The sequence below is a fragment of the Actinoplanes lobatus genome, assembly GCF_014205215.1.
In the GTDB taxonomy this organism is placed as follows: Bacteria; Actinomycetota; Actinomycetes; order Mycobacteriales; family Micromonosporaceae; genus Actinoplanes; species Actinoplanes lobatus.
In genome coordinates, this window is record NZ_JACHNC010000001.1 from 102,470 (window position 1) to 120,952 (window position 18,483).

The 18,483-nt window shown below is 71.8% G+C and carries 19 protein-coding genes and 1 riboswitch; of the genes, 2 read left to right on the plus strand and 17 right to left on the minus strand.

The window, feature by feature from the left end; genetic code table 11:
* Positions 1-15 precede the first annotated feature (15 nt).
* Genes BJ964_RS00425 through ribD form a run of 3 tightly spaced genes read right to left on the minus strand, consistent with a single transcriptional unit; the run spans position 16 to position 2,872 of the window.
* Entirely contained in the window at positions 16-1,224 is a 1,209-nt protein-coding gene (locus tag BJ964_RS00425) for a bifunctional 3,4-dihydroxy-2-butanone-4-phosphate synthase/GTP cyclohydrolase II (protein ID WP_188118793.1), read from the minus strand.
* On the minus strand, positions 1,217-1,816 hold the full coding sequence (locus BJ964_RS00430) for a riboflavin synthase (RefSeq protein ID WP_183226638.1): 600 nt from the start codon (positions 1,814-1,816) through the stop codon (positions 1,217-1,219). The genes BJ964_RS00425 and BJ964_RS00430 overlap by 8 nt, the downstream gene beginning before the upstream one ends.
* On the minus strand, positions 1,817-2,872 hold the full coding sequence (ribD, locus tag BJ964_RS00435) for a bifunctional diaminohydroxyphosphoribosylaminopyrimidine deaminase/5-amino-6-(5-phosphoribosylamino)uracil reductase RibD (RefSeq protein ID WP_188118794.1): 1,056 nt from the start codon (positions 2,870-2,872) through the stop codon (positions 1,817-1,819).
* Between the two features lie 131 nt (positions 2,873-3,003).
* Positions 3,004-3,177: riboswitch (FMN riboswitch) on the minus strand.
* A 127-nt stretch (positions 3,178-3,304) separates the two neighbouring features.
* Here ribD and BJ964_RS00440 point away from each other — a divergent pair.
* Positions 3,305-3,952 (plus strand): TetR/AcrR family transcriptional regulator, encoded by a 648-nt coding sequence (locus BJ964_RS00440; protein ID WP_188118795.1) that lies wholly within the window; start codon positions 3,305-3,307, stop codon positions 3,950-3,952.
* Positions 3,949-4,608, plus strand: a complete 660-nt coding sequence (locus BJ964_RS00445; RefSeq protein WP_188118796.1) for a lysophospholipid acyltransferase family protein — start codon at positions 3,949-3,951, stop codon at positions 4,606-4,608. Before BJ964_RS00440 ends, BJ964_RS00445 begins: the two co-directional genes overlap by 4 nt.
* A gap of 4 nt (positions 4,609-4,612) precedes the next feature.
* Here the strand turns inward: BJ964_RS00445 and BJ964_RS00450 are convergent, their stop codons facing one another.
* From BJ964_RS00450 to BJ964_RS00515, 14 genes are all read right to left on the minus strand, one after another.
* Positions 4,613-5,617, minus strand: a complete 1,005-nt coding sequence (locus tag BJ964_RS00450) for a GGDEF domain-containing response regulator (protein ID WP_188118797.1) — start codon at positions 5,615-5,617, stop codon at positions 4,613-4,615.
* A gap of 55 nt (positions 5,618-5,672) precedes the next feature.
* A complete protein-coding gene (rpe, locus tag BJ964_RS00455) occupies positions 5,673-6,350 on the minus strand; it encodes a ribulose-phosphate 3-epimerase (protein ID WP_188118798.1) in 678 nt (225 codons plus the stop codon).
* Positions 6,351-6,459: 109 nt separating this feature from the next.
* Positions 6,460-7,929 (minus strand): RsmB/NOP family class I SAM-dependent RNA methyltransferase, encoded by a 1,470-nt coding sequence (locus BJ964_RS00460; RefSeq protein WP_188118799.1) that lies wholly within the window; start codon positions 7,927-7,929, stop codon positions 6,460-6,462.
* A gap of 55 nt (positions 7,930-7,984) precedes the next feature.
* Positions 7,985-8,911, minus strand: a complete 927-nt coding sequence (gene fmt, locus BJ964_RS00465) for a methionyl-tRNA formyltransferase (RefSeq protein ID WP_188118800.1) — start codon at positions 8,909-8,911, stop codon at positions 7,985-7,987.
* 4 nt (positions 8,912-8,915) lie between these two features.
* On the minus strand, positions 8,916-9,488 hold the full coding sequence (gene def / locus BJ964_RS00470) for a peptide deformylase (RefSeq protein WP_188118801.1): 573 nt from the start codon (positions 9,486-9,488) through the stop codon (positions 8,916-8,918).
* A gap of 119 nt (positions 9,489-9,607) precedes the next feature.
* On the minus strand, positions 9,608-11,623 hold the full coding sequence (locus BJ964_RS00475; RefSeq protein ID WP_229807297.1) for a primosomal protein N': 2,016 nt from the start codon (positions 11,621-11,623) through the stop codon (positions 9,608-9,610).
* A gap of 133 nt (positions 11,624-11,756) precedes the next feature.
* The gene (locus tag BJ964_RS00480) at positions 11,757-12,320 is read right to left on the minus strand and encodes a histidine phosphatase family protein (RefSeq protein WP_183226648.1); all 564 of its coding nucleotides are present in this window, start codon (positions 12,318-12,320) and stop codon (positions 11,757-11,759) included.
* A gap of 127 nt (positions 12,321-12,447) precedes the next feature.
* The gene (metK, locus tag BJ964_RS00485) at positions 12,448-13,638 is read right to left on the minus strand and encodes a methionine adenosyltransferase (protein WP_188118803.1); all 1,191 of its coding nucleotides are present in this window, start codon (positions 13,636-13,638) and stop codon (positions 12,448-12,450) included.
* A 45-nt stretch (positions 13,639-13,683) separates the two neighbouring features.
* Complete coding sequence (gene coaBC / locus BJ964_RS00490; protein ID WP_188118804.1) at positions 13,684-14,901, minus strand: bifunctional phosphopantothenoylcysteine decarboxylase/phosphopantothenate--cysteine ligase CoaBC; 1,218 nt, start codon at positions 14,899-14,901, stop codon at positions 13,684-13,686.
* Between the two features lie 70 nt (positions 14,902-14,971).
* The gene (gene rpoZ, locus BJ964_RS00495; RefSeq protein ID WP_071807772.1) at positions 14,972-15,235 is read right to left on the minus strand and encodes a DNA-directed RNA polymerase subunit omega; all 264 of its coding nucleotides are present in this window, start codon (positions 15,233-15,235) and stop codon (positions 14,972-14,974) included.
* 12 nt (positions 15,236-15,247) lie between these two features.
* Positions 15,248-15,850 (minus strand): guanylate kinase, encoded by a 603-nt coding sequence (gene gmk / locus BJ964_RS00500; RefSeq protein WP_188126717.1) that lies wholly within the window; start codon positions 15,848-15,850, stop codon positions 15,248-15,250.
* A 32-nt stretch (positions 15,851-15,882) separates the two neighbouring features.
* Complete coding sequence (mihF, locus tag BJ964_RS00505) at positions 15,883-16,200, minus strand: integration host factor, actinobacterial type (protein WP_067705076.1); 318 nt, start codon at positions 16,198-16,200, stop codon at positions 15,883-15,885.
* Between the two features lie 183 nt (positions 16,201-16,383).
* Complete coding sequence (gene pyrF / locus BJ964_RS00510) at positions 16,384-17,214, minus strand: orotidine-5'-phosphate decarboxylase (RefSeq protein WP_188118805.1); 831 nt, start codon at positions 17,212-17,214, stop codon at positions 16,384-16,386.
* 18 nt (positions 17,215-17,232) lie between these two features.
* Positions 17,233-18,483: an adenosylmethionine--8-amino-7-oxononanoate transaminase gene (locus BJ964_RS00515; protein ID WP_223149744.1), complete on the minus strand. Its 1,251-nt coding sequence runs from the start codon at positions 18,481-18,483 to the stop codon at positions 17,233-17,235.

Below are 18,483 nucleotides of genomic sequence, written 5' to 3' on the forward strand. Positions count from 1 at the left end.
GAATCGGGACGGTTCTCAGCCTAGTGCCTCGAAGAGGTGGCCCATCCGGTCCCGCTTGGTACGCAGGTACCGGACGTTCTCCGGGTGCAGCCGGACGGGCAGCTCCTCCCGCCCGGTGACGCGCAGACCGTACCCCTCGAGGCCTGCTCTCTTGGCCGGATTGTTGGTGAGCAGGCGCATCGAGCGGATGCCGAGATCCGCGAGGATCTGCGCGCCGGTGCCGTAGTCGCGGGCGTCGGCCGGCAGCCCCAGCTCCAGGTTGGCGTCGACCGTGTCGAAACCGCGGTCCTGCAACTGGTACGCCTGCAACTTGTGCAGCAGGCCGATGCCGCGGCCCTCGTGACCGCGCATGTAGAGCACCACCCCACGCCCGGCCGCGGCCACCCGCTCCAGCGCGGCGTCCAGCTGCGGGCCGCAGTCGCAGCGCCGGGAGCCGAAGACGTCCCCGGTGAGGCACTCGGAGTGCACCCGGACCAGCACGTCCTCGCCGTCGGCCAGGTCGCCGTAGACCAGCGCCACGTGCTCGCCCTGGTCGGCCTCGGTGCGGTAGCCGACCGCCGTGAAGACGCCGTGCTCGGTCGGCAGGACCGTCTCCACCACCCGCTCCACCTGGCTGCCCTGACGGTGCCGCAGGTAGGCGACGAGCTCCTCGATCGAGATCAGCGCCAGGTCGTGCTCGGCCGCGAACTTCTCCAGGTCCGGGCGGCGCTGCATGGTGCCGTCGTCGTTGACCATCTCGCAGAGCACCCCGGCGGGCCGGCAGCCGGCGAGCACCGCCAGGTCGATAGAGGCCTCGGTGTGGCCGGGGCGGCGCAGCACCCCGCCCGGCTTCGCCCGCAGCGGCACGATGTGGCCGGGCCGGGACAGGTCGCCCGGCTCGGTCTCGGCCGAGGCGAGCAGCTGGATGGTCCGCGCCCGGTCGGCGGCCGAGATGCCGGTGCTCACGCCGTGCTTGGCGTCCACGGTGACGGCGTACGCGGTACCGCGCTTGTCCTGGTTCGTGTGGAACATCGGCGGCAGGTCGAGCCGGTCGGCCTCCTCCTCCGGGAGGGGAACGCAGATGTAGCCGGACGTGTAGCGGACCATGAAGGCGACCAGCTCCGGCGTCGCGTGCTCGGCCGCGAAGATCAGGTCCCCCTCGTTCTCCCGGTCCTCGTCGTCCACCACGATGACCGCTTTACCGGCCGCTATGTCGGCGATGGCGCGCTCGATGCTCTCAAACATTGCGGCTCCCCAGCATCTTCTCGACGTACTTGGCGATCACGTCGACCTCGAGGTTGACCGGATCGCCGATGGCCTTGCTGCCCAGCACGGTCAGCTTCGAGGTGGCCGGGATCATCCCGATCGCGAAGCTGTCCCCGTCGACCGCCATGACGGTGAGCGAAACCCCGTCCACGGTGATCGACCCCTTCTCCACCACGTATTTCGCCAGCTCGGGCGGCAGCGAGAAACGCACCACCTCCCACTGGTCGGCGGGCTCGCGGGCGATGATCCGCGCCACTCCGTCCACGTGCCCCTGCACCAGGTGGCCGCCGAGGCGGCTGCCCAGGGCGGCGGCCCGCTCCAGGTTCACGTTGCTGCCCGTCCGGAGAGCCCCCAGCGAGGTCCGCCGCAGCGTCTCGCCCATCACATCCGCGGTGAACACCCCGTCGACGTTGTCGATCACGGTCAGACAACAGCCGTTCACCGAGATCGAGTCGCCGTGCCGCGCGTCCGAGGTGACCAGCGGGCCCCGGACGGCGATGACCGCCGAGTCCTCGCTGCCCTCGGTCAGGCGCACTACCTCGCCCAGTTCCTCGACGATTCCGGTGAACATTCAGGACTCCTTCGGATGCGGGGTCGCGATGAAACGCAGATCGCCACCGATCTGCGTTATGTCGGTGAAGTCCAGTTCGACGGCGTCGGCGATGGTGCCGACACCGGCGTCGAGCAGGGCGGTCCGGCCCGCCCCGAGCAGCTTCGGCGCGACGTAGCCGATTACCCGATCGACCAGTCCGGCGCCGAGGAAAGCGCCGGCGAGTGTGGGGCCGCCCTCCAGCAGCACGTTGCGGACGCCCTTCGCATACAGCCCGGCGAGCAGCGCGGACAGATCGACGCGGCCGTCCGGCCCGGCGCCGACCGCGGCCGTCGTGACGATCCAGGTGGGTGCGGCAGCGTCACGCACGCGGGCGTTCTCCGGGGTACGCCCGCCGGAGTCGACGACCACACGCAGCGGCTGCTTGATGGCGAGGGTGCCGTCCCGCAGGTCACGGACGGTCAGCTGGGGGTCGTCGGCCACCACCGTGCCGACGCCGGCGACGATCGCGTCCACGGTGCCGCGCAGCACGTGCACGTCGGCCCGGGACTCGGCCGAGGAGATCCACTGGCTGGTGCCGTCCGCCGCTGCCGACCGCCCGTCCAGGGTCGCCGCGTACTTCCAGGTCACGTAGGGCCGGCTCCGGCGCACCGCGGTCAGCCAGGCGACGTTCCCCTTCTCCGCCTCGGCCCGCCGCACCCCGGTGACCACCTCGATGCCGGCCGCCCGCAGGGTCGCCGCGCCGCCCGCCGCCACCGGCGTCGGATCGTCCACCGCGATGACCACCCGGCGCACCCCGGCGCCGATCAGCGCCTCCGAGCACGGCCCGGTCCGGCCGGTGTGGTTGCACGGCTCGAGCGTCACCACGCAGGTGCCGCCGCGGGCGCGCTCCCCGGCCTGTGCCAGCGCCACGATCTCCGCGTGCGGGCCGCCGGCGTACGCGTGGAAGCCCTCGCCCACCACGTCGCCGTCCGGGCCGAGCAGGAGGCAGCCGACCACCGGGTTCGGGCTGGTGGTTCCGAGGCCCCGGGCGGCCAGCGCGACAGCGCGGCTCATCGCCTCGTCCTCGGTCACCATCTCCGGGTCCTCTCACGCGGAACGGTCACGCGCCGAGAAGAGTGGGAGAAAACGACAAGAATCGGACAGCAAGAGTACGCTTCGCGCACCCCGGCCGCATCGCACCGACAAAGGCGCGACCGTCCGATTCCGCGCGCTGTCTCCCATCCGGACTGTCTGACCAGCTTTCGCCGATCAACCGTCGGCCCTGGAGTCACACCAGGTCCACCGGCTGCCGTGGTGCGGGCAGCCGGGTCGCGGGCTTACCGGCACGGGTGTGCCGGATCACCGCCGGTTCGGAATTTCACCGAGTCCCGCCAGCGCGTGGTGGGTCAACCCCGAGTCTTGCACGATGACGAGATTTTGCCACCTCCCCCGCGACCTACTTCACATCGCAGCGCTCACCCGCAAGCTGGGGTAGACACTGTCTACACGGCTTGGTAGACAGTGTCTATGGACCTGGACCAGGGACTCCGCGCCCGGCTCGTCGAGGTCGGCGTCGAGCTTTTGCAAGCCGAGGGGCACACCGCCCTGTCGCTACGGGAGATCGCCCGGCGGGCCGGCGTGTCGCACGGCGCCCCCCGGCGCTACTTCCCCACCCATCTCTCGTTGCTCTCCGCGATCGCCCGGGCCGGCTTCACCGCCCTGGCCACCGAGGTCGACACCGCCCTCACCGCGGCCCCGCCCGACCCCCGCGCCCGCGTCGTCGCGCTGTCCCGGGCGTACACCGGCTTCGCCGCGACCCGGCGCGGCATGTTCGAGCTGATGTTCCGGCACGACCTGCTCCAGAGCGGCTACCTCGGGCTGCGCGAGGCCGGCCTACCACTGTTCCGGCTGCTCACCGGCCTGATCGCGGAGGCCCGGCCGGACGCCGGCCAACCGCCCGAGGTCACCGCCGGTGTGCTCTGGGCGGCCCTGCACGGCATGGCCGAGCTGCGCAACTGGGGCAGCCTCCAACTGGCCACCGGCGCCTCCGACCCGGCCCCGTTCCTCGATGCCATCCTCACCGCCCACCTGGGCCCGGCCCCGTCCGATCACGCCGACCACACCGCCCACCGCACCGCCCATCTGGGCCCCGACTCGGGAGATGACCCGGCATGACCCGCACCCCGCCGCTGTACGCGATGACGAAGGGCACCCTCGGCGCCCTCGCCCGGACCGTGTGGCGGCCCACCGTCACCGGGCTGGAGCACCTGCCCCGGGACACCGGCGCCATCCTCTGCCCCAATCACCTGGCCATCGCCGACCAGATCTTCCTGGGCATCAGCACACCGCGGCACATCACGTTCTGGGCCAAGGCGGAGTATTTCAACACCCCCGGCCTGCGTGGTGGCCTGAACCGGCGGGTGGTGTCCGGCATGGGCGCCATCCCGGTCGAACGGGCCGGCGGGCGGGCGGTGCTGGACGCCTTCGCCTCCGCCGTACCGGTGCTGCGCTCCGGCGGCCTGGTCACCGTCTTCCCCGAGGGCACCCGCTCGCCGGACGGCCGGCTCTACCGGGGCCGCACCGGCGCGGTCCGGCTCGCCGCCCAGGCGGGTGTGCCGATCATCCCGGTCGGCATCACCGGCACCGACCGCATCCGGCCGGCCGGCTCCCGGTTCCCCCGGCCCGTCCCGATCACGATCACGTTCGGCCCCGCCCTGCCGGAGGCCGGGCACGCCACCGGACCCCGCGACTTCCGGGCCCACACCGACGAGGTGATCCGCCGCATCCAGGCGCTGACCGGCCAGGAGTACGTGCCCGCCTACGCCCGCTGACCCGTCACTCCGCCTCGCTGCGCCGGCGGTCGATCGCCACGTACGACCCCGGCTGGGACTTCGCCACCTTCTTCATCTCCGAGGCGACCCCGATCACCACCCGCGGATCGGCGAACCGGCGCCCGTCGTTGGTCGCCTGGGCCACCCCGATGGAGAGCGTGACCAGCGCGGCCTTCTGCTTGTTGCCTCGCCGGTCGGGCACCTCGATGTAGCCGCGCCGGGCGTCCTCCGGCTCGTACAGCCGGTCGGCGGCGGCCTCGAAGTCGGTCACCGTCCGCTGGGTGAGCGGCAGCACCTGGTCCGGATGGCAGATGAAGACGAAGTCGTCACCGCCGATGTGGCCCAGGAAGATCGACGGCTTGCCGGTCTGCGCGCTGGCCCGTTGCAGGCTGCGGGCCAGCGCGATGATGAACTCGTCGCCACGGTCGAACCCGTACACGTCGTTGACGCTCTTGAACCGGTCGACGTCGATGTAACCGACCGAGTAGTCGCCGCCGCTGCGCATCCGGTCACCGATCTCCCGGCGCACCCGCGCGTTGCCGGGCAGGCCGGTCAGCGGCGACACCTCCCGGGCGTCCTTGTGGCGCCGCAGCGTGGTGGTCACCCGGGCGAGCAGCTCGGCCGTGTCGAACGGCTTCACCAGGTAGTCGTCGGCGCCGGTGGTGAGCCCGAAGACCTTGTCCACGGTCATGCTCTTGGCGGTCAGCATGATCACCGGAAGGGCCGAGGTGAGCGGCTCGGCGCGCAGTTGCTGGATCAGCTCGACGCCGTCCATCCGCGGCATCATCCAGTCCACCACGGCCAGTGACGGCCGGTGCGTCTCCAGCAGCTCGAGCGCCTCCTGCCCGTCCCGGGCCCGGATCACCTCGAAGCCGTGCACCTTGAGGTTGAACTCGACGAAGCTGGCGATGTCCTGGTCGTCGTCGACGACCAGGATCAGGTCAGGACCCTCGTCCGGGTCGAGTTCCGGGTCGGGGCTCTCGGGGAGTCGCGACTCAGCCGTGCTCATCAGACCTTTCCTGCCGTGCCGGAGGTAAAGCTAGATTCTGGCCACAACGGGCCGATCACGCCAGCCCCATCCGGCCCGCGGCCAGACCGCGCAATTTCCGGATCGCCTCGGCCGGGTCGGCGGCGCCGTAGACCGCGGTGCCCGCCACGAAGGCGTCCGCGCCGGCCTCGGCGGCCTGCTCGATGGTGTCGGCCGCGATGCCGCCGTCCACCTCGATCCGGATCTCCAGGTCGTTGACCTCGGCCCGGCGGCGCACGTCCCGAACCTTGTCCAGCATCTCCGGCATGAACGCCTGACCGCCGAAACCCGCCTTGATCGTCATGATCAGGATGGTGTCCAGGTACGGCAGCAACTCCAGGTACGGCTCCACCGGAGTGTCCCGGTCGATGGCCAGCCCGGCCTTGGCGCCCGCCGCCCGCAGTGTCTTCGCCAGCGCCACCGGGTCGTCGCACGCCTCGGCGTGGAAGGTCACGTTGTAGGCGCCCGCCTCCGCATACCCCGGCGCCCAACGCTGCGGGTCGGTGATCATCAGGTGCACGTCGAACGGGATGGTCGTCGCCTTACGCAGGCTCTGCACCACCGGCAGGCCGATCGTGAGGTTCGGCACGAAGTGGTTGTCCATGACATCCACGTGCACCCAGTCGGCCGCTCCCTCGATGGCGTGCACCTCCTGCCCGAGGCGGGAGAAGTCGGAGGCGAGGATGCTCGGCGCGATGATGGGCGATCGTTCCACGGCACGAAGTCTATGACCTGCGCCCGCCACCGGGTGCGGGCCGGGCCGATCACCGGCCCGGCCCAGCCCAGGTCCTGTCCCGCGTGCTCCGCGGGACAGGACCTGGGCGTCAGCTGGTCCGGCGGAGCACCGCCAGGAACATGGCGTCCGTCCCGTGCCGGTGCGGCCACAGCTGCACGGTCGGGCCCGAGCCCAGCCCCGGCATGCCCGGCGGCAGCAGCGGACGGGCATCCACGAAGTCGACCTCGACGCCGCTGCGCCGGGCCCCCTCGCTCACCGTCACCTGGGTCTCCACCATGTGCGGGGAGCACGTCACATACGCCACCACGCCGCCCGGGCGGACCGCCCGCAGCGCCGCCACCAGCAGCTCCCGCTGGAGCCGGGTGAGCGCCGGCAGATCGGACGGCTGACGCCGCCAGCGCGACTCCGGCCGCCGCCGCAACGAGCCCAGCCCGGTGCACGGCGCGTCCACCAGCACCCGGTCGAACGACTCCTCCGGCAGATCCGGATCACGGCCGACGGACCGGCCGTCCATCGGCAGCACCGTCACCGGCATACCCTCGGTGGCGATGTCCACCAGACGGGCCCGGTGCTCGGCCACCTCGACCGCGGTCACCTCGGCGCCCCGCCCCGCCGCGATCGCCCCGATCAGGCCGGTCTTGCCGCCCGGCCCGGCACACAGGTCGAGCCAGCGGGTGTCCTGGCCCTCGATCGGCGCGGCCAGCAACGCGGCGGCCACCAGCTGCGAACCCTCGTCCTGGACGTGGGCGCGACCGTCGCGGATCGCGGCCAGGTCGCGCGGCGCGCCGCCGTGCAGATAGACGGCGTACGGCGAGAAGGCGCCCGGCACCCCGCCCACCTCGTCGGCGAGGTCCACCGCGTCGGCCCGCCCGGGACGGGCACACAGGTGCACGGCCGCCGGCTGATTGTCCTCGATGAGCAGCCGGGCGGTCTCCTCCAGATCGCCGCCGAGCGCCTCGGCGAACGACCGGATGATCCACTGTGGGTGGTGGTGGATGACCGCCAGGTTGCCGATCGGATCGTCGGCGTGCGCCGGGGCGACCCGCTCCAGCCAGGCCTCCAACGGGGTCTCGGTGACCGTGCGCATCACCGCGTTGGCGAACCCGCTCGCGCCGGGCGCCACCGAGCGGACCAGGTCCACGGTCTGGTTGACCGCGGCGTGCGGCGGCACCCGGGTGTAGAGCACCTGGTAGACGCCCAGGCGCAGCGCGTCCCGCGCGGGCGGGTCGATCCGGGCCACCTCCCGCTCGGCGGCCGCCGCGATGATCAGGTCGAGGGTGCCGAGGGCACGCAGGGTGCCGTAGGTCAGCTCGGTCGCGAACGCCGCGTCCCGCCCGTGCAGGCCCATGCCGTTCAGGATGTCGGCGAGGACCAGGTTCGCGTACGCGTCGTCGCGGTGTACGGCGGCGACCGCCTCGTACGCCGCCTGGCGGGCCGGATCCGCCGGTGGGCGGCCGGCGCGCGGCGCCCGGCCGCTGCGGTCGTCCCGTGAATGGCCAGGACCGCTCGGCCGGCTCGGTCGTCCGCCGTGTGGGCGGGACGCCCTGTGCTCCGTCACGCTATGTCTCCTTCGGCGTGCTTTCCTGGCTCTTGCTTCGTTGCGGTGCAGTCGATCACGCCAGTTGTTCCCCTGCTTCGATCCGCATGCCGCGCGCCCAGTCGGTCGCCGACATCGCTTTCTTCCCTGCCGCGCGCACCTCACCGAGTTGCACGGGCGTGGTGGCCGTACCGGCCAGCACCTGCTTGCGCTCCACCAGCAGCTCGCCCGGTCGCAGCGCCGGCGCGTTCGCCACCGGGCGCACCGGGCCCAACTTGAGCCGCTCGTCGCGCAACGTGGTCCAGGCGCCCGGGGCCGGGCTGCACGCCCGGATCCGGCGGTCCACCGCGAACGCCGGATCGGTCCAGCGGACCCGGGCGTCCTCGACGGTCAGCTTCGGGGCGAGCGACACCCCGTCGTGCGGCTGCGGGTGCGCCCGTGCGGTGCCCGCCTCGATGGCGTCGAGCACCGCGACCAACAGCCCGGCGCCCTCCACGGCCAGCCGCTCCAGCAGCGCGCCGGAGGTGTCGCTGAACCGGATCTGGTCGGTCAGTGTGCCGTAGACCGGGCCGGTGTCCAGCCCGGCCTCCAGCTCGAAGACGCTGGCCCCGGTCACCTCGTCGCCGTGCAGGACGGCGTGCTGCACGGGGGCCGCGCCACGCCAGGCGGGCAGCAGCGAGAAGTGCAGGTTCACCCAGCCGTGCTTCGGGATCTCCAGGGCGGTGGGCGGGACCAGTGCTCCGTACGCCACCACGGGCACACAGTCCGGCGCGAGCCGGCGCAGCCGCTCCTGGAACTCGGGGTCCCGCGGCCGCTCCGGGGTGAGCACCTCGATGCCACGCTCGTCGGCCCACGCCCCGGCGGGCGAACGGACCAGGCGGCGGCCCCGGCCGGCCGGGGCGTCCGGGCGGGTCACCACGGCGAGCAGCTCGTGCCCGGAGGCGGCGATCGCGTCCAGGCTGGGCACCGCCACAGCCGGGGTCCCGGCGAAGATCAGGCGCATCGGCTCACCTGCCCGAGCTGAACAGGCCGGACCCGAAGACGCCCCGGCCGTGCGGGCTGTCCTTGACCGTGGGGGGCTTGGCGGCGTCGTACCACTCCGCGGAGCGGATCTGCTTCATCGCCTCCTTGCGGGCCGCGGCGTCGAGCCGGTCCAGGAAGAGCACACCCTCCAGGTGGTCGGTCTCGTGCTGCACGCAGCGGGCCATCAGACCGGTGCCGACCAGCTGGACCGGGTCGCCGAACTCGTTGAAGCCGTTGGCCACGACGTTCTGCCGGCGCTTGGTGTCGATGTAGATCCCCGGGATGGACAGGCAGCCCTCCGGGCCGTCCTGCTCCTCCTCGTCGGGGAAGGAGAGCACCGGATTCACGATGTGCCCGACCACGTCGTCCACGTCGAAGCTGAACACGCGCAGACCGACACCGAGCTGCGGGGCGGCCAGACCGGCGCCGCCCTCGTCCTGCATGGTCTCGATCAGGTCCTTCACCAGATTGCGCAGTTCCTTGTCGAAGTCGACGACGGCATCGGCCGGGGTGCGCAGCACCGGATCACCGAAGAGACGGATGGGCTGGACGGTCACGCGCGGAGACTCCTGACTCTGGTGGGCAGCACCTGCCCAGTCTACGGAGTGACGCGCGCAACGCCGCGCGTGACAGCGGCCCGCGTTCGCGCCCCGGCCACCGGCGGCGGCTCGCCGGGTCAGAAGAGGTCGGCCGGGTCCACCTGGATGCGGACCGGGAGGGCCGCCTTGCGGGCGCTGCGCACCCCGGCCGCCTCGTGCAGGGCGTGCGCCAGGTCGGCGGCCCGCGAGCGGGACACCCGCAGCAACATCCGTTCCTGCTCCTCGGGCGCCGGCACCGGGCCGAGGATCTCGGTCTCCTCCGGCAGCCGGGCCAGCGACAGCAGCTCGGCCACCGCGGCCGCCTGGCCGGTCACGCTCGCCATCCGCGCGGCCGGTGGAAAGCCCAGGTCACGGCGCTCGGCGAGTTCACGGGCCGCGAACCAGCCGGGATCCCACCGCAGCAGCGCCTGCACCGGGGCGAGCGCCCCGTCCGCCACCACCACGACCCGGCCGCCGTCCGGGGCGGAACGGGCCAGCGCCGCCGCGTTCAGCCAGCGGCGCATGGTCTCCTCGGCGGCGCGCAGGTCGGCCCGGCTGAGCAGGGCCCAGGTGTCCAGCAGCAGCACGGCGCCGAAGCCGCCCTCGGCCACCGGCTCGGCCCCCGGGGTCGCCACCACCAGGGCCGGCGCGGCGGGAACCGTGTCCAGCACCTCGTCCCGCCCGGAGGTGCGCACCGGGACCCCGGCGAACGCCCGCCCCAGCTCCTCGGCGGTCCGCCGGGCCCCGATCACCGAGGCGCGCAGCCGCTGCTCACCGCAGGCCGGGCAGCGGAACGCCGCGGCCGCCCGCGCGCACCAGTGACAGACCGGGACGTCCCGCGCTCCCGGCAGGCCCAGCGGCCCGGAGCACTTCGGGCAGCGTGCCGGGGTGCGGCACTCGGCGCACGCCACCGAGGGCAGATAGCCGCGGCGGGGCACCTGCACCAGCACCGGAGCGCCCGCCTGCAACGCCTGCCGGGCCGCCTGCCAGGCCACGCTCGGCAGCCGGGCGGTGACCGCCCCCGGGTCACGGGCCAGCTGCGGGTCGTCGCCGGTCGGCGAGATGATCGGCGACCGGCGCCGCAGCGTCATCCGCTCGGCGGCGATCTCCCGCGCCCAGCCGGTCTCCAGCAGCAACTGCCCCTCACCGGTACGCGCGAAGCCCGCCACCAGCACCGCACAGTCCGCCAGCCGCGCCCGGGTGAGCAGCACGTCCCGCGCGTGCGGGTAGGGCGCCCGCGGCTCGGCGTGCAGATCGTCCCCGTCGTCCCAGATGACCACGAGCCCCAGGTCGGGCACCGGCGCCCACATCGCGGCGCGGGTGCCCACCACCACCGGCACCTGATGACGGCCGGCGGCGAGGAACCGCCTGTACCGTTCGGCGGGCCCGAGCGCCGCGTTCAGCGCGACGTGCCGCCCCTCGCCCAGCACCGCGAGCAGCGCCCGGTCGGCCCGCTCCAGATCACGCGCGTCGGCGACGACGATCACCACACCGCGCCCACCGCGGACCGTCGCCGCGGCCGCCTCCGCGATGCGAAGCGCCCAGTCCTCCCCCGGCAGCGCCGACCAGACCGCCCGCGCGGGCCGCCGGTCCGTCAGCGCCCGCAGATAGCCCGGTCCGGCCGGATACGCATCCCACCCGCCCGCCACGGGCTCTCGAACCTCGGCCCACTCTCGCGCCGGGTTTCCCGCGTCCACTGCAGCGGCCTGCTCCGGCACGCCCTCGTCCGCGGCCGACCCCCGCCCGGACGGCGCGTCATCACCCGATCCGGCCTCAGCCGCCGCTGGCGAACCGGCCACAGCCTGGCTCTCCACCCGGGCGTGGCGGGGTGGAACCGCGAGCCGGAGGACATCAGCCAGATTGCCCGCGTAACGATCGGCCACCGCACGGGCCAGCCGGGCGATCTCCGGGTCGAGCACGCGTTCGGGGGACACCACCTTCTCCAGGTAGGCCAGCTTGCCGTCGTGCTCCGAGGACTCGGCCCGGCCCAGCAGGAAGCCGCTCACCAGCTGCCCGGCGAACCGGACCTTGACCCGCACACCGGGCTGGGCCGCCTCGTCGTCGGCCGCGGAGACCAGGTAGTCGAACGGGCGGTCGAGATGCGCCAGCGGCATGTCGACGCACACCCGTGCGATCGGCAGCCGCTCAGCCGGCTCCCGATCGGCACGCACTCCCCTGGTCCCCATCGCCGACCATTCTGCCCGGACCCCCTGACACTTCCGGCCGTCGCCGGGCCCGGCGTGAGGATCAGTGGGTGAGGCAGCTGACGGTCTGGTGCCGGAGGTCGATCTCGACGATGTCCGGGAAGCGCAGATCCGCCCAGAAGCGGGCCGGATCGGTGGCCAGCTGGTAGCGGCTGGCCATCCACACGGTCGGGGCGAGGCCGTGGGTGCCGATGACGAGTGTCCGGTTCTGTTCGGCGGCGGCCGCCGCATGCCGGACCACGGCCGCGTCGAAGCGTTCGATCACCTGGTCGCGCGGCTCCCAGCCGTCGGGGCACTCGCCGCGGGCGTAGGCCAGCGCCGCCGAGTGGTAGCCCTCGTCGGTGAACCAGACGTGTGGCCGGTGCACCTCGGCCAGGCCGGGGTCGGTCGCCACCCGCTGCGCCCCGGCGATCTCCTGCATGGTCTGTGCGGCCTTCGGCTCGGGGCTGGCCACGTAGTACGCCGGATGGCACACGTGCAGCCGCATCAGGCGGGCCGCGACCCGGCTCTCCTGTGCCAGCTGCCACTGCTCCGCAGGCACGTTCGGATCGACCGCCGGCATCGCGTGCCGGACGACGATGACCCGCTCACCCTTGACGGCCGTCATCACGGAAGAGTAGCCGCCAGAACCACCCATGACTCTCATGCGAACGAACACGCAAAACAGGCCTCAGCGGATCAAGCAGAACGGCGCCCTCCCCGAAACGGGAAGGACGCCGTTCAGTAAAACCGGGTCAGGACGCGGCGTTCTTCAGGTCCTGGGCGCGGTCGGTGCTCTCCCACTTCAGGTCCGGCAGCTCGCGGCCGAAGTGGCCGTAGGCGGCGGTCTGCTGGTAGATCGGGCGGAGCAGGTCGAGGTCGCGGATGATCGCGGCCGGGCGCAGGTCGAAGACCTCGTTGATGGCCTTCTCGATCCGCTCGACCGGCACGTTCTCGGTGCCGAACGTCTCGACGAACAGCGAGACCGGGTGGGCCTTGCCGATCGCGTAGGCGACCTGGATCTCGCAGCGCTCGGCCAGACCGGCGGCCACCACGTTCTTGGCGACCCAGCGGGTGGCGTACGCCGCGGAGCGGTCCACCTTGGACGGGTCCTTGCCGGAGAACGCGCCACCACCGTGCCGGGCGTAGCCGCCGTAGGTGTCCACAATGATCTTCCGGCCGGTCAGGCCGGCGTCACCCATCGGGCCACCGATCTCGAAACGGCCGGTCGGGTTGACCAGCAGCCGGTAGCCGTCGGTGTCCAGGCCGAGACCCTCCAGCTCCGGCGCGATCACGTGCTCCCGGACGTCCGGGGTGAGCAGCGATTCGAGGGAGATGTCGGCGGCGTGCTGCGACGACACGACGACCGTGTTCAGGCGGACCGGGCGCAGGCCGTCGTACTCGATGGTGACCTGGGTCTTGCCGTCCGGGCGCAGGTAGGGGATCGTGCCGTCCTTGCGGGCGGCGGACAGGCGCCGGGCCAGCCGGTGCGCCAGCGCGATCGGCAGCGGCATCAGCTCGGGCGTCTCCGAGCAGGCGAAACCGAACATCATGCCCTGGTCGCCGGCACCCTGCGAGTCCAGGACGTGGTCGGAGTCACCCTCACGCAGCTCGATGGCGCTGTCGACGCCCTGCGCGATGTCCGGCGACTGCGAGCCGATCGACACGCTCACGCCACAGGAGGCGCCGTCGAAGCCCTTCTTCGACGAGTCGTAGCCGATGTTCAGGATGGTGTCGCGCACGATCTTGGGGATGTCGGCGTAGGCCTGGGTGGTGACCTCACCCGCCACGTGCACCTGGCCGGTGGTGATCAGGGTCTCCACCGCGACACGGCTACGCGGATCCTGCGCGAGCAGGGCGTCGAGAATCCCGTCGCTGATCTGGTCAGCGATCTTGTCCGGGTGGCCTTCCGTGACCGACTCGGAGGTGAACAGGCGGCGTGCCACGGTGCTCCTCAGATTTGTCGAATACAACGTAACGCGGAAGTGTAGTCAGGGTCGCCGAGCGTCCCGGACCTGGGCTTCCAAGCGGGTGGCGACTTGATCGAAAATCATATCGGCCACATCGTCTTTGGGTAGTTCCCCATGAGTGGCGGTGAAACCGTCCGCACCCAGCAGGGTGACGGTGTTGCGGTCCTGCCCGAAGACCCGGTCGACGCCCACTTCATTGACGACGATCAGGTCGGCGCGCTTGCGGGCGAGCTTGCCGCGGGCGTTCTCCAGGGCGTCCTGGGTCTCTGCCGCGAAGACGACGAGCACCTGGCCGGGCAGCTTGTTGGCACCCAGTTCAGCGGCTATGTCCGGGTTCGTCACGAGATGGATGGCATCTGGCGTACCCGCGTCTGTTTTCTTGATTTTCTGCTCGGCGACCGACGCCGGGCGGAAGTCGGCCGGAGCCGCGGCCATGACCACGACGTCGGCGGAGCCGGCGGCCTCGACCGTCGCCTTGCGCAACTCCTCGGTGGTCCCCACACGGATGAGATCGGCACCGGCGGGCTCCGGTAACGCGACGTTGGCTGAGATGAGCGTCACCCTCGCGCCGCGCGCGACCGCGGCGCGGGCCAGCGCGTACCCCTGCTTGCCCGAGGACCGGTTGCCCAGGAACCGGACCGGGTCGAGCGGCTCGCGGGTCCCTCCGGCGGTGACCACCACATGGCGTCCGGCAAGATCAAGATCAACACCCCGGCGGAGTACGCGCAGAGCGATCTCGAAGATCGAGGACGGCTCCGGCAGCCGCCCCTTGCCGGTGTCCTTACCGGTGAGCCGGCCGACCGCGGGCTCGATCACCACGGCGCCGCGCTCCCGCAGGGTCGCCACGTTGGCGCGGGTGGCCGGGTTGTCCCACATCTCGGTGTGCATGGCCGGCGCGTAGACGACCGGGCAGGTGGCCGTGAGCAGGGTGTTGGTGAGCAGGTCGTCGGCGATGCCGTGCGCCGCCTTGGCCAGCAGGTCGGCGGTGGCCGGAGCGACCACGACCAGCTCGGCGGCCCGGCCGATACGCACGTGCGGCACCTCGTGGACGTCGTCCCACACCCCGGTGGCGACCGGCCGCCCGGAGAGCGCCGACCAGGTCGGCTCGCCGACGAACTTGAGCGCCGCATCGGTGGGCACCACCCGCACGCCGTGACCGGACTCGGTGAACAGACGGAGCAGCTCACAGGCCTTGTAGGCGGCGATGCCCCCGCCGACCCCCAGGACGATCTCGGTCACCGTGCCCCCTCGGACAGCAAGCGGTCCCGCACCCGGAGACTCCGGACGCGGGACCAGATGAACTAGACGATCAGGGCTGGTCGGTCGCTTCGGCCGTCAGCAGCCCCGCGTTGATCTCCCGCATCGCGATGGACAGCGGCTTCTCCTGCGGGGTGGTCTCGACCAGGGGGCCGACGTACTCGAGCAGACCCTCACCCAGCTGGCTGTAGTAGGCGTTGACCTGGCGGGCGCGCTTGGCCGCGAAGATCACCAGCGAGTACTTCGACGAGGTCTTGTCGAGCAGCTCGTCGATGGGGGGATTGGTGATGCCTTCGGGGTTCGCGATGGTTCCCACGTTGGAAGATCCTTAATGCTCGTGAGCTGGTGTGGCCGGCGTCAGGTATGACGAACCGAGCAATCCTACCAGCTCATCCGCGGCCCTCTCGACGAAGTCGTTGACCACGGTGACGTCGAACTCCGCCTCGGCGGCCAGTTCCTCGTCGGCGTGCGCGAGACGGCGCTTGATCGTCTCCTCGTCGTCGGTGCCCCGGCCGATCAGGCGGCGCTGGAGCTCGTCGACACTCGGTGGGGCGAGGAAGACCAGGCGGGCCTCCGGCATCGCGGCTCGCACCTGACGGGCGCCCTGGAGGTCGATCTTCAGCAAAACGGGCCGGCCCTGCTGGAGCCAGCCCTCGACCTGCGCGCGGGGGGTTCCGTACAGGTTGCCCGCGAATTCCGCCCACTCCAGGAGCTGATCGCCGTCGATCAGACGCTGGAACTCGGACCTGGTCACAAAGTGGTAGTGCTCGCCGTCGGTCTCGTAGTCGCGTTTCTTACGTGTTGTCACCGACACCGAGAGTCTGATCCACGGCGAGCGCAGCCGGATCAGCTCGATCACACTGTCCTTCCCGACCCCGGAGGGGCCGGAGAGGACAGTGAGGCGGGCTGCCGGCTGCGCGTCGTCATCCATGCTCACGGCTCATTCCTACACGAGCCGGTGAGTCAGTTCGCAGCGAACTCCCCCAGGAGGGCCTTACGCTGCTGGTCGCCGAGACCCCGGAGCCGGCGGCTCTCGGCGATCTTCAGCTTCTCCATGATCTGGGTCGCGCGGATCTTGCCGATGCCCGGCAGCGCCTGAAGCACAGCCGAGACCTTCAGCTTGCCGACGACCTCGTCGCCCTCCGCGCGGTCGAGCACGGCGGCGAGGGTGGTCTTGCCGGACTTGAGCTGTTCCTTCAGCTCGGCCCGAGCCTTGCGAACTTCCGCGGCCTTCTCCAGCGCGGCAGCGCGCTGCTCGGGGCTCAGTGACGGGAGCGGCACCAGTTCTCCTCAGGTCCCTTACGCGGCGGTAGTTCAATACCGGCGCTTCTGTGAAACGTGGTGTGCCATGGAACCAAAGGGGCATTGGTTCCCGGCGCCGGGAAAACTAGCGGTCAAACACGGTTTCGGCAACGTGGGGGTACCCCGGGCCAAGCTCTTCGGGAGCCTGGTAAGCAGGCCGTTTCACCCGAGCGCGGCGCGCACACCGGCCAGAACACGGTCCGTCGCGGACCGCAATCCGGCGATCTCCGGACCCGCGGAGAGAACCTCGCGTGAGTACGACGGCAACACGTTGTGCAGGCTTTCGCCGAAGACCGCGCGCAGGTCATCGGGCGTTCCGCCCTGCGCTCCCAGGCCCGGAGCGAGCAGCGGACCGTTGACCTTCGAGAGGTCGTGGCCGGTGTCGCCGATCGTCGCGCCGACCACGAGGCCGAGACTGCCGAGCGGCTTCGCACCCGCGTTGACCTGGGAAATCTCGTCGATGACCGTTTGCGCGACGGTTTTTCCACCGCCCGCGACGGCGTGCTGAACGGTCGGGCCCTCGGGGTTCGAGGTCAGCGCCAGAACGAAGACGCCACCTCCGTGAGCGGCCGCCAGGTCGAACGCCGGCTGCAGAGATCCCACTCCGAGATAGGGACTCACAGTAATCGCGTCGGAACAGAGAGTACTCGCCGGATTCAGGTAGGCGTCGGCGTAGGCGGCCATCGTCGAGCCGATGTCGCCCCGCTTCACGTCCAGGAGAACAAGAGCCCCGGCCTCTCGGGACTGTCGGATAGTTGACTCAAGAACAGCGACGCCACGTGACCCAAATCTCTCAAAAAACGCGGACTGTGGTTTCAGAACAGCCACCCGATCGGCCAGCGCGTCGACCACCGTACGGGCGAAGCGTTCCAGGCCGGCGATGTCGTCCGAGAGGCCCCAGCGGGCCAGCAGAGAGGCGTGCGGATCGATGCCGACGCAGAGCGGACCACGCTCCGCGACCGCCCGGTGCAGTCGTTCGCCGAAGGTCTCCATAGTTTTCCCTCTTCCGTGTCAGCCGGCCGCCGCCGCGGACGCGATCCCCGCGGCGATACGGGCCACGTCGGCGTCGCCCGTCACGAACGGCGGCATGGTGTAGATCAGGTCCCGGAACGGGCGCAGCCAGACGCCCTCGGCGACCGCCGCGGCGGTCGCCTTCGCCACGTCCACGTCGTGGTCGAGCTGGACGACGCCGATCGCGCCCAGGACACGCACGTCCGCGACCCCGCGCGCCCCGCGAAGCGGCTCCAGGCCGTCCGTGAGAGCTTTCTCGATCATCGGTACGCGCTCCGCCCACCCGCCCGCGCGCAGGAGGCTCAGGGACGCTCCGGCGACCGCACAGGCCAGCGGGTTGCCCATGAAGGTCGGGCCGTGCGCCAGCCCGCCACCCTCGCCCGCCGAGATCGCCTCCGCCACCGCGCCGGTGCACAGCGTCGCCGCCAGGGTCAGGTACCCGCCGGTGAGCGCCTTGCCCAGGCACATGATGTCCGGGCTCACGCGTGCGTGGTCGGCCCCGAAGAACAGCCCGGTCCGGCCGAACCCGGTGGCGATCTCGTCGAAGATCAGGAAGATCCCGTGCGCGGCCGTGACCTCGCGCAGCACCCGCAGGTACCCCGGATGGTGGAACCGCATCCCGCCCGCGCCCTGCACCACCGGCTCGACGATCACGGCGGCGATCTCGCCGGCGTGCCGCTCGATCATGTCGGTCAGCCCGGTGGCGTAGCCCTCGTCCCACTCCGCCGGAGGCGGGCCCGCGAAGATCTGCCGGGGCAGCACCCCGGTCCAGAGCGAGTGCATGCCGCCGACCGGGTCGCAGACGCTCATCGGGTGGAAGGTGTCGCCGTGATAGCCACCCCGCCAGGTCGCCAGGCGCTGTCGGCCCGGCCGGCCCAGCGCCCGCTGCGCCTGCAACGCCATCTTGATCGCCACCTCGACGGCGATCGAGCCGGAGTCGCAGAGGAACACGTGCTCCAGGCCCGCCGGGGTGAGCTCGACCAGCTCGGCGGCGAGGCGGACGGCCGGCTCGTGGGTGAGGCCGCCGAACATCACATGGCTCATCCGCCCGGCCTGGTCCGCCAGCGCCGCGTCGAGAGCCGGGTGCCGGTAGCCGTGGATCGCCGCCCACCAGGACGACATCCCGTCGATCAGCTCCCGGCCGTCGGCGAGCCGCAGCCGGACGCCCTCGGCGCTCTCCACCAGGTAGGGCTCGCTCCGGCCGGGCATCGGCCCGTAGGGGTGCCAGACGTGCGCCCGGTCGAGCGCCAT

Coding starts and splice junctions, on each gene's coding strand:
- BJ964_RS00425 (WP_188118793.1), bottom strand. CDS start 1,224: ATGTTTGAGAGCATCGAGCGCGCCATCGCCGACATAGCGGCCGGTAAA.
- BJ964_RS00430 (WP_183226638.1), bottom strand. CDS start 1,816: ATGTTCACCGGAATCGTCGAGGAACTGGGCGAGGTAGTGCGCCTGACC.
- ribD (WP_188118794.1), bottom strand. CDS start 2,872: ATGGTGACCGAGGACGAGGCGATGAGCCGCGCTGTCGCGCTGGCCGCC.
- BJ964_RS00440 (WP_188118795.1), top strand. CDS start 3,305: ATGGACCTGGACCAGGGACTCCGCGCCCGGCTCGTCGAGGTCGGCGTC.
- BJ964_RS00445 (WP_188118796.1), top strand. CDS start 3,949: ATGACCCGCACCCCGCCGCTGTACGCGATGACGAAGGGCACCCTCGGC.
- BJ964_RS00450 (WP_188118797.1), bottom strand. CDS start 5,617: ATGAGCACGGCTGAGTCGCGACTCCCCGAGAGCCCCGACCCGGAACTC.
- fmt (WP_188118800.1), bottom strand. CDS start 8,911: ATGCGCCTGATCTTCGCCGGGACCCCGGCTGTGGCGGTGCCCAGCCTG.
- BJ964_RS00475 (WP_229807297.1), bottom strand. CDS start 11,623: ATGCCGCTGGCGCATCTCGACCGCCCGTTCGACTACCTGGTCTCCGCG.
- BJ964_RS00480 (WP_183226648.1), bottom strand. CDS start 12,320: ATGACGGCCGTCAAGGGTGAGCGGGTCATCGTCGTCCGGCACGCGATG.
- gmk (WP_188126717.1), bottom strand. CDS start 15,850: ATGGATGACGACGCGCAGCCGGCAGCCCGCCTCACTGTCCTCTCCGGC.
- pyrF (WP_188118805.1), bottom strand. CDS start 17,214: ATGGAGACCTTCGGCGAACGACTGCACCGGGCGGTCGCGGAGCGTGGT.
- BJ964_RS00515 (WP_223149744.1), bottom strand. CDS start 18,483: ATGGCGCTCGACCGGGCGCACGTCTGGCACCCCTACGGGCCGATGCCC.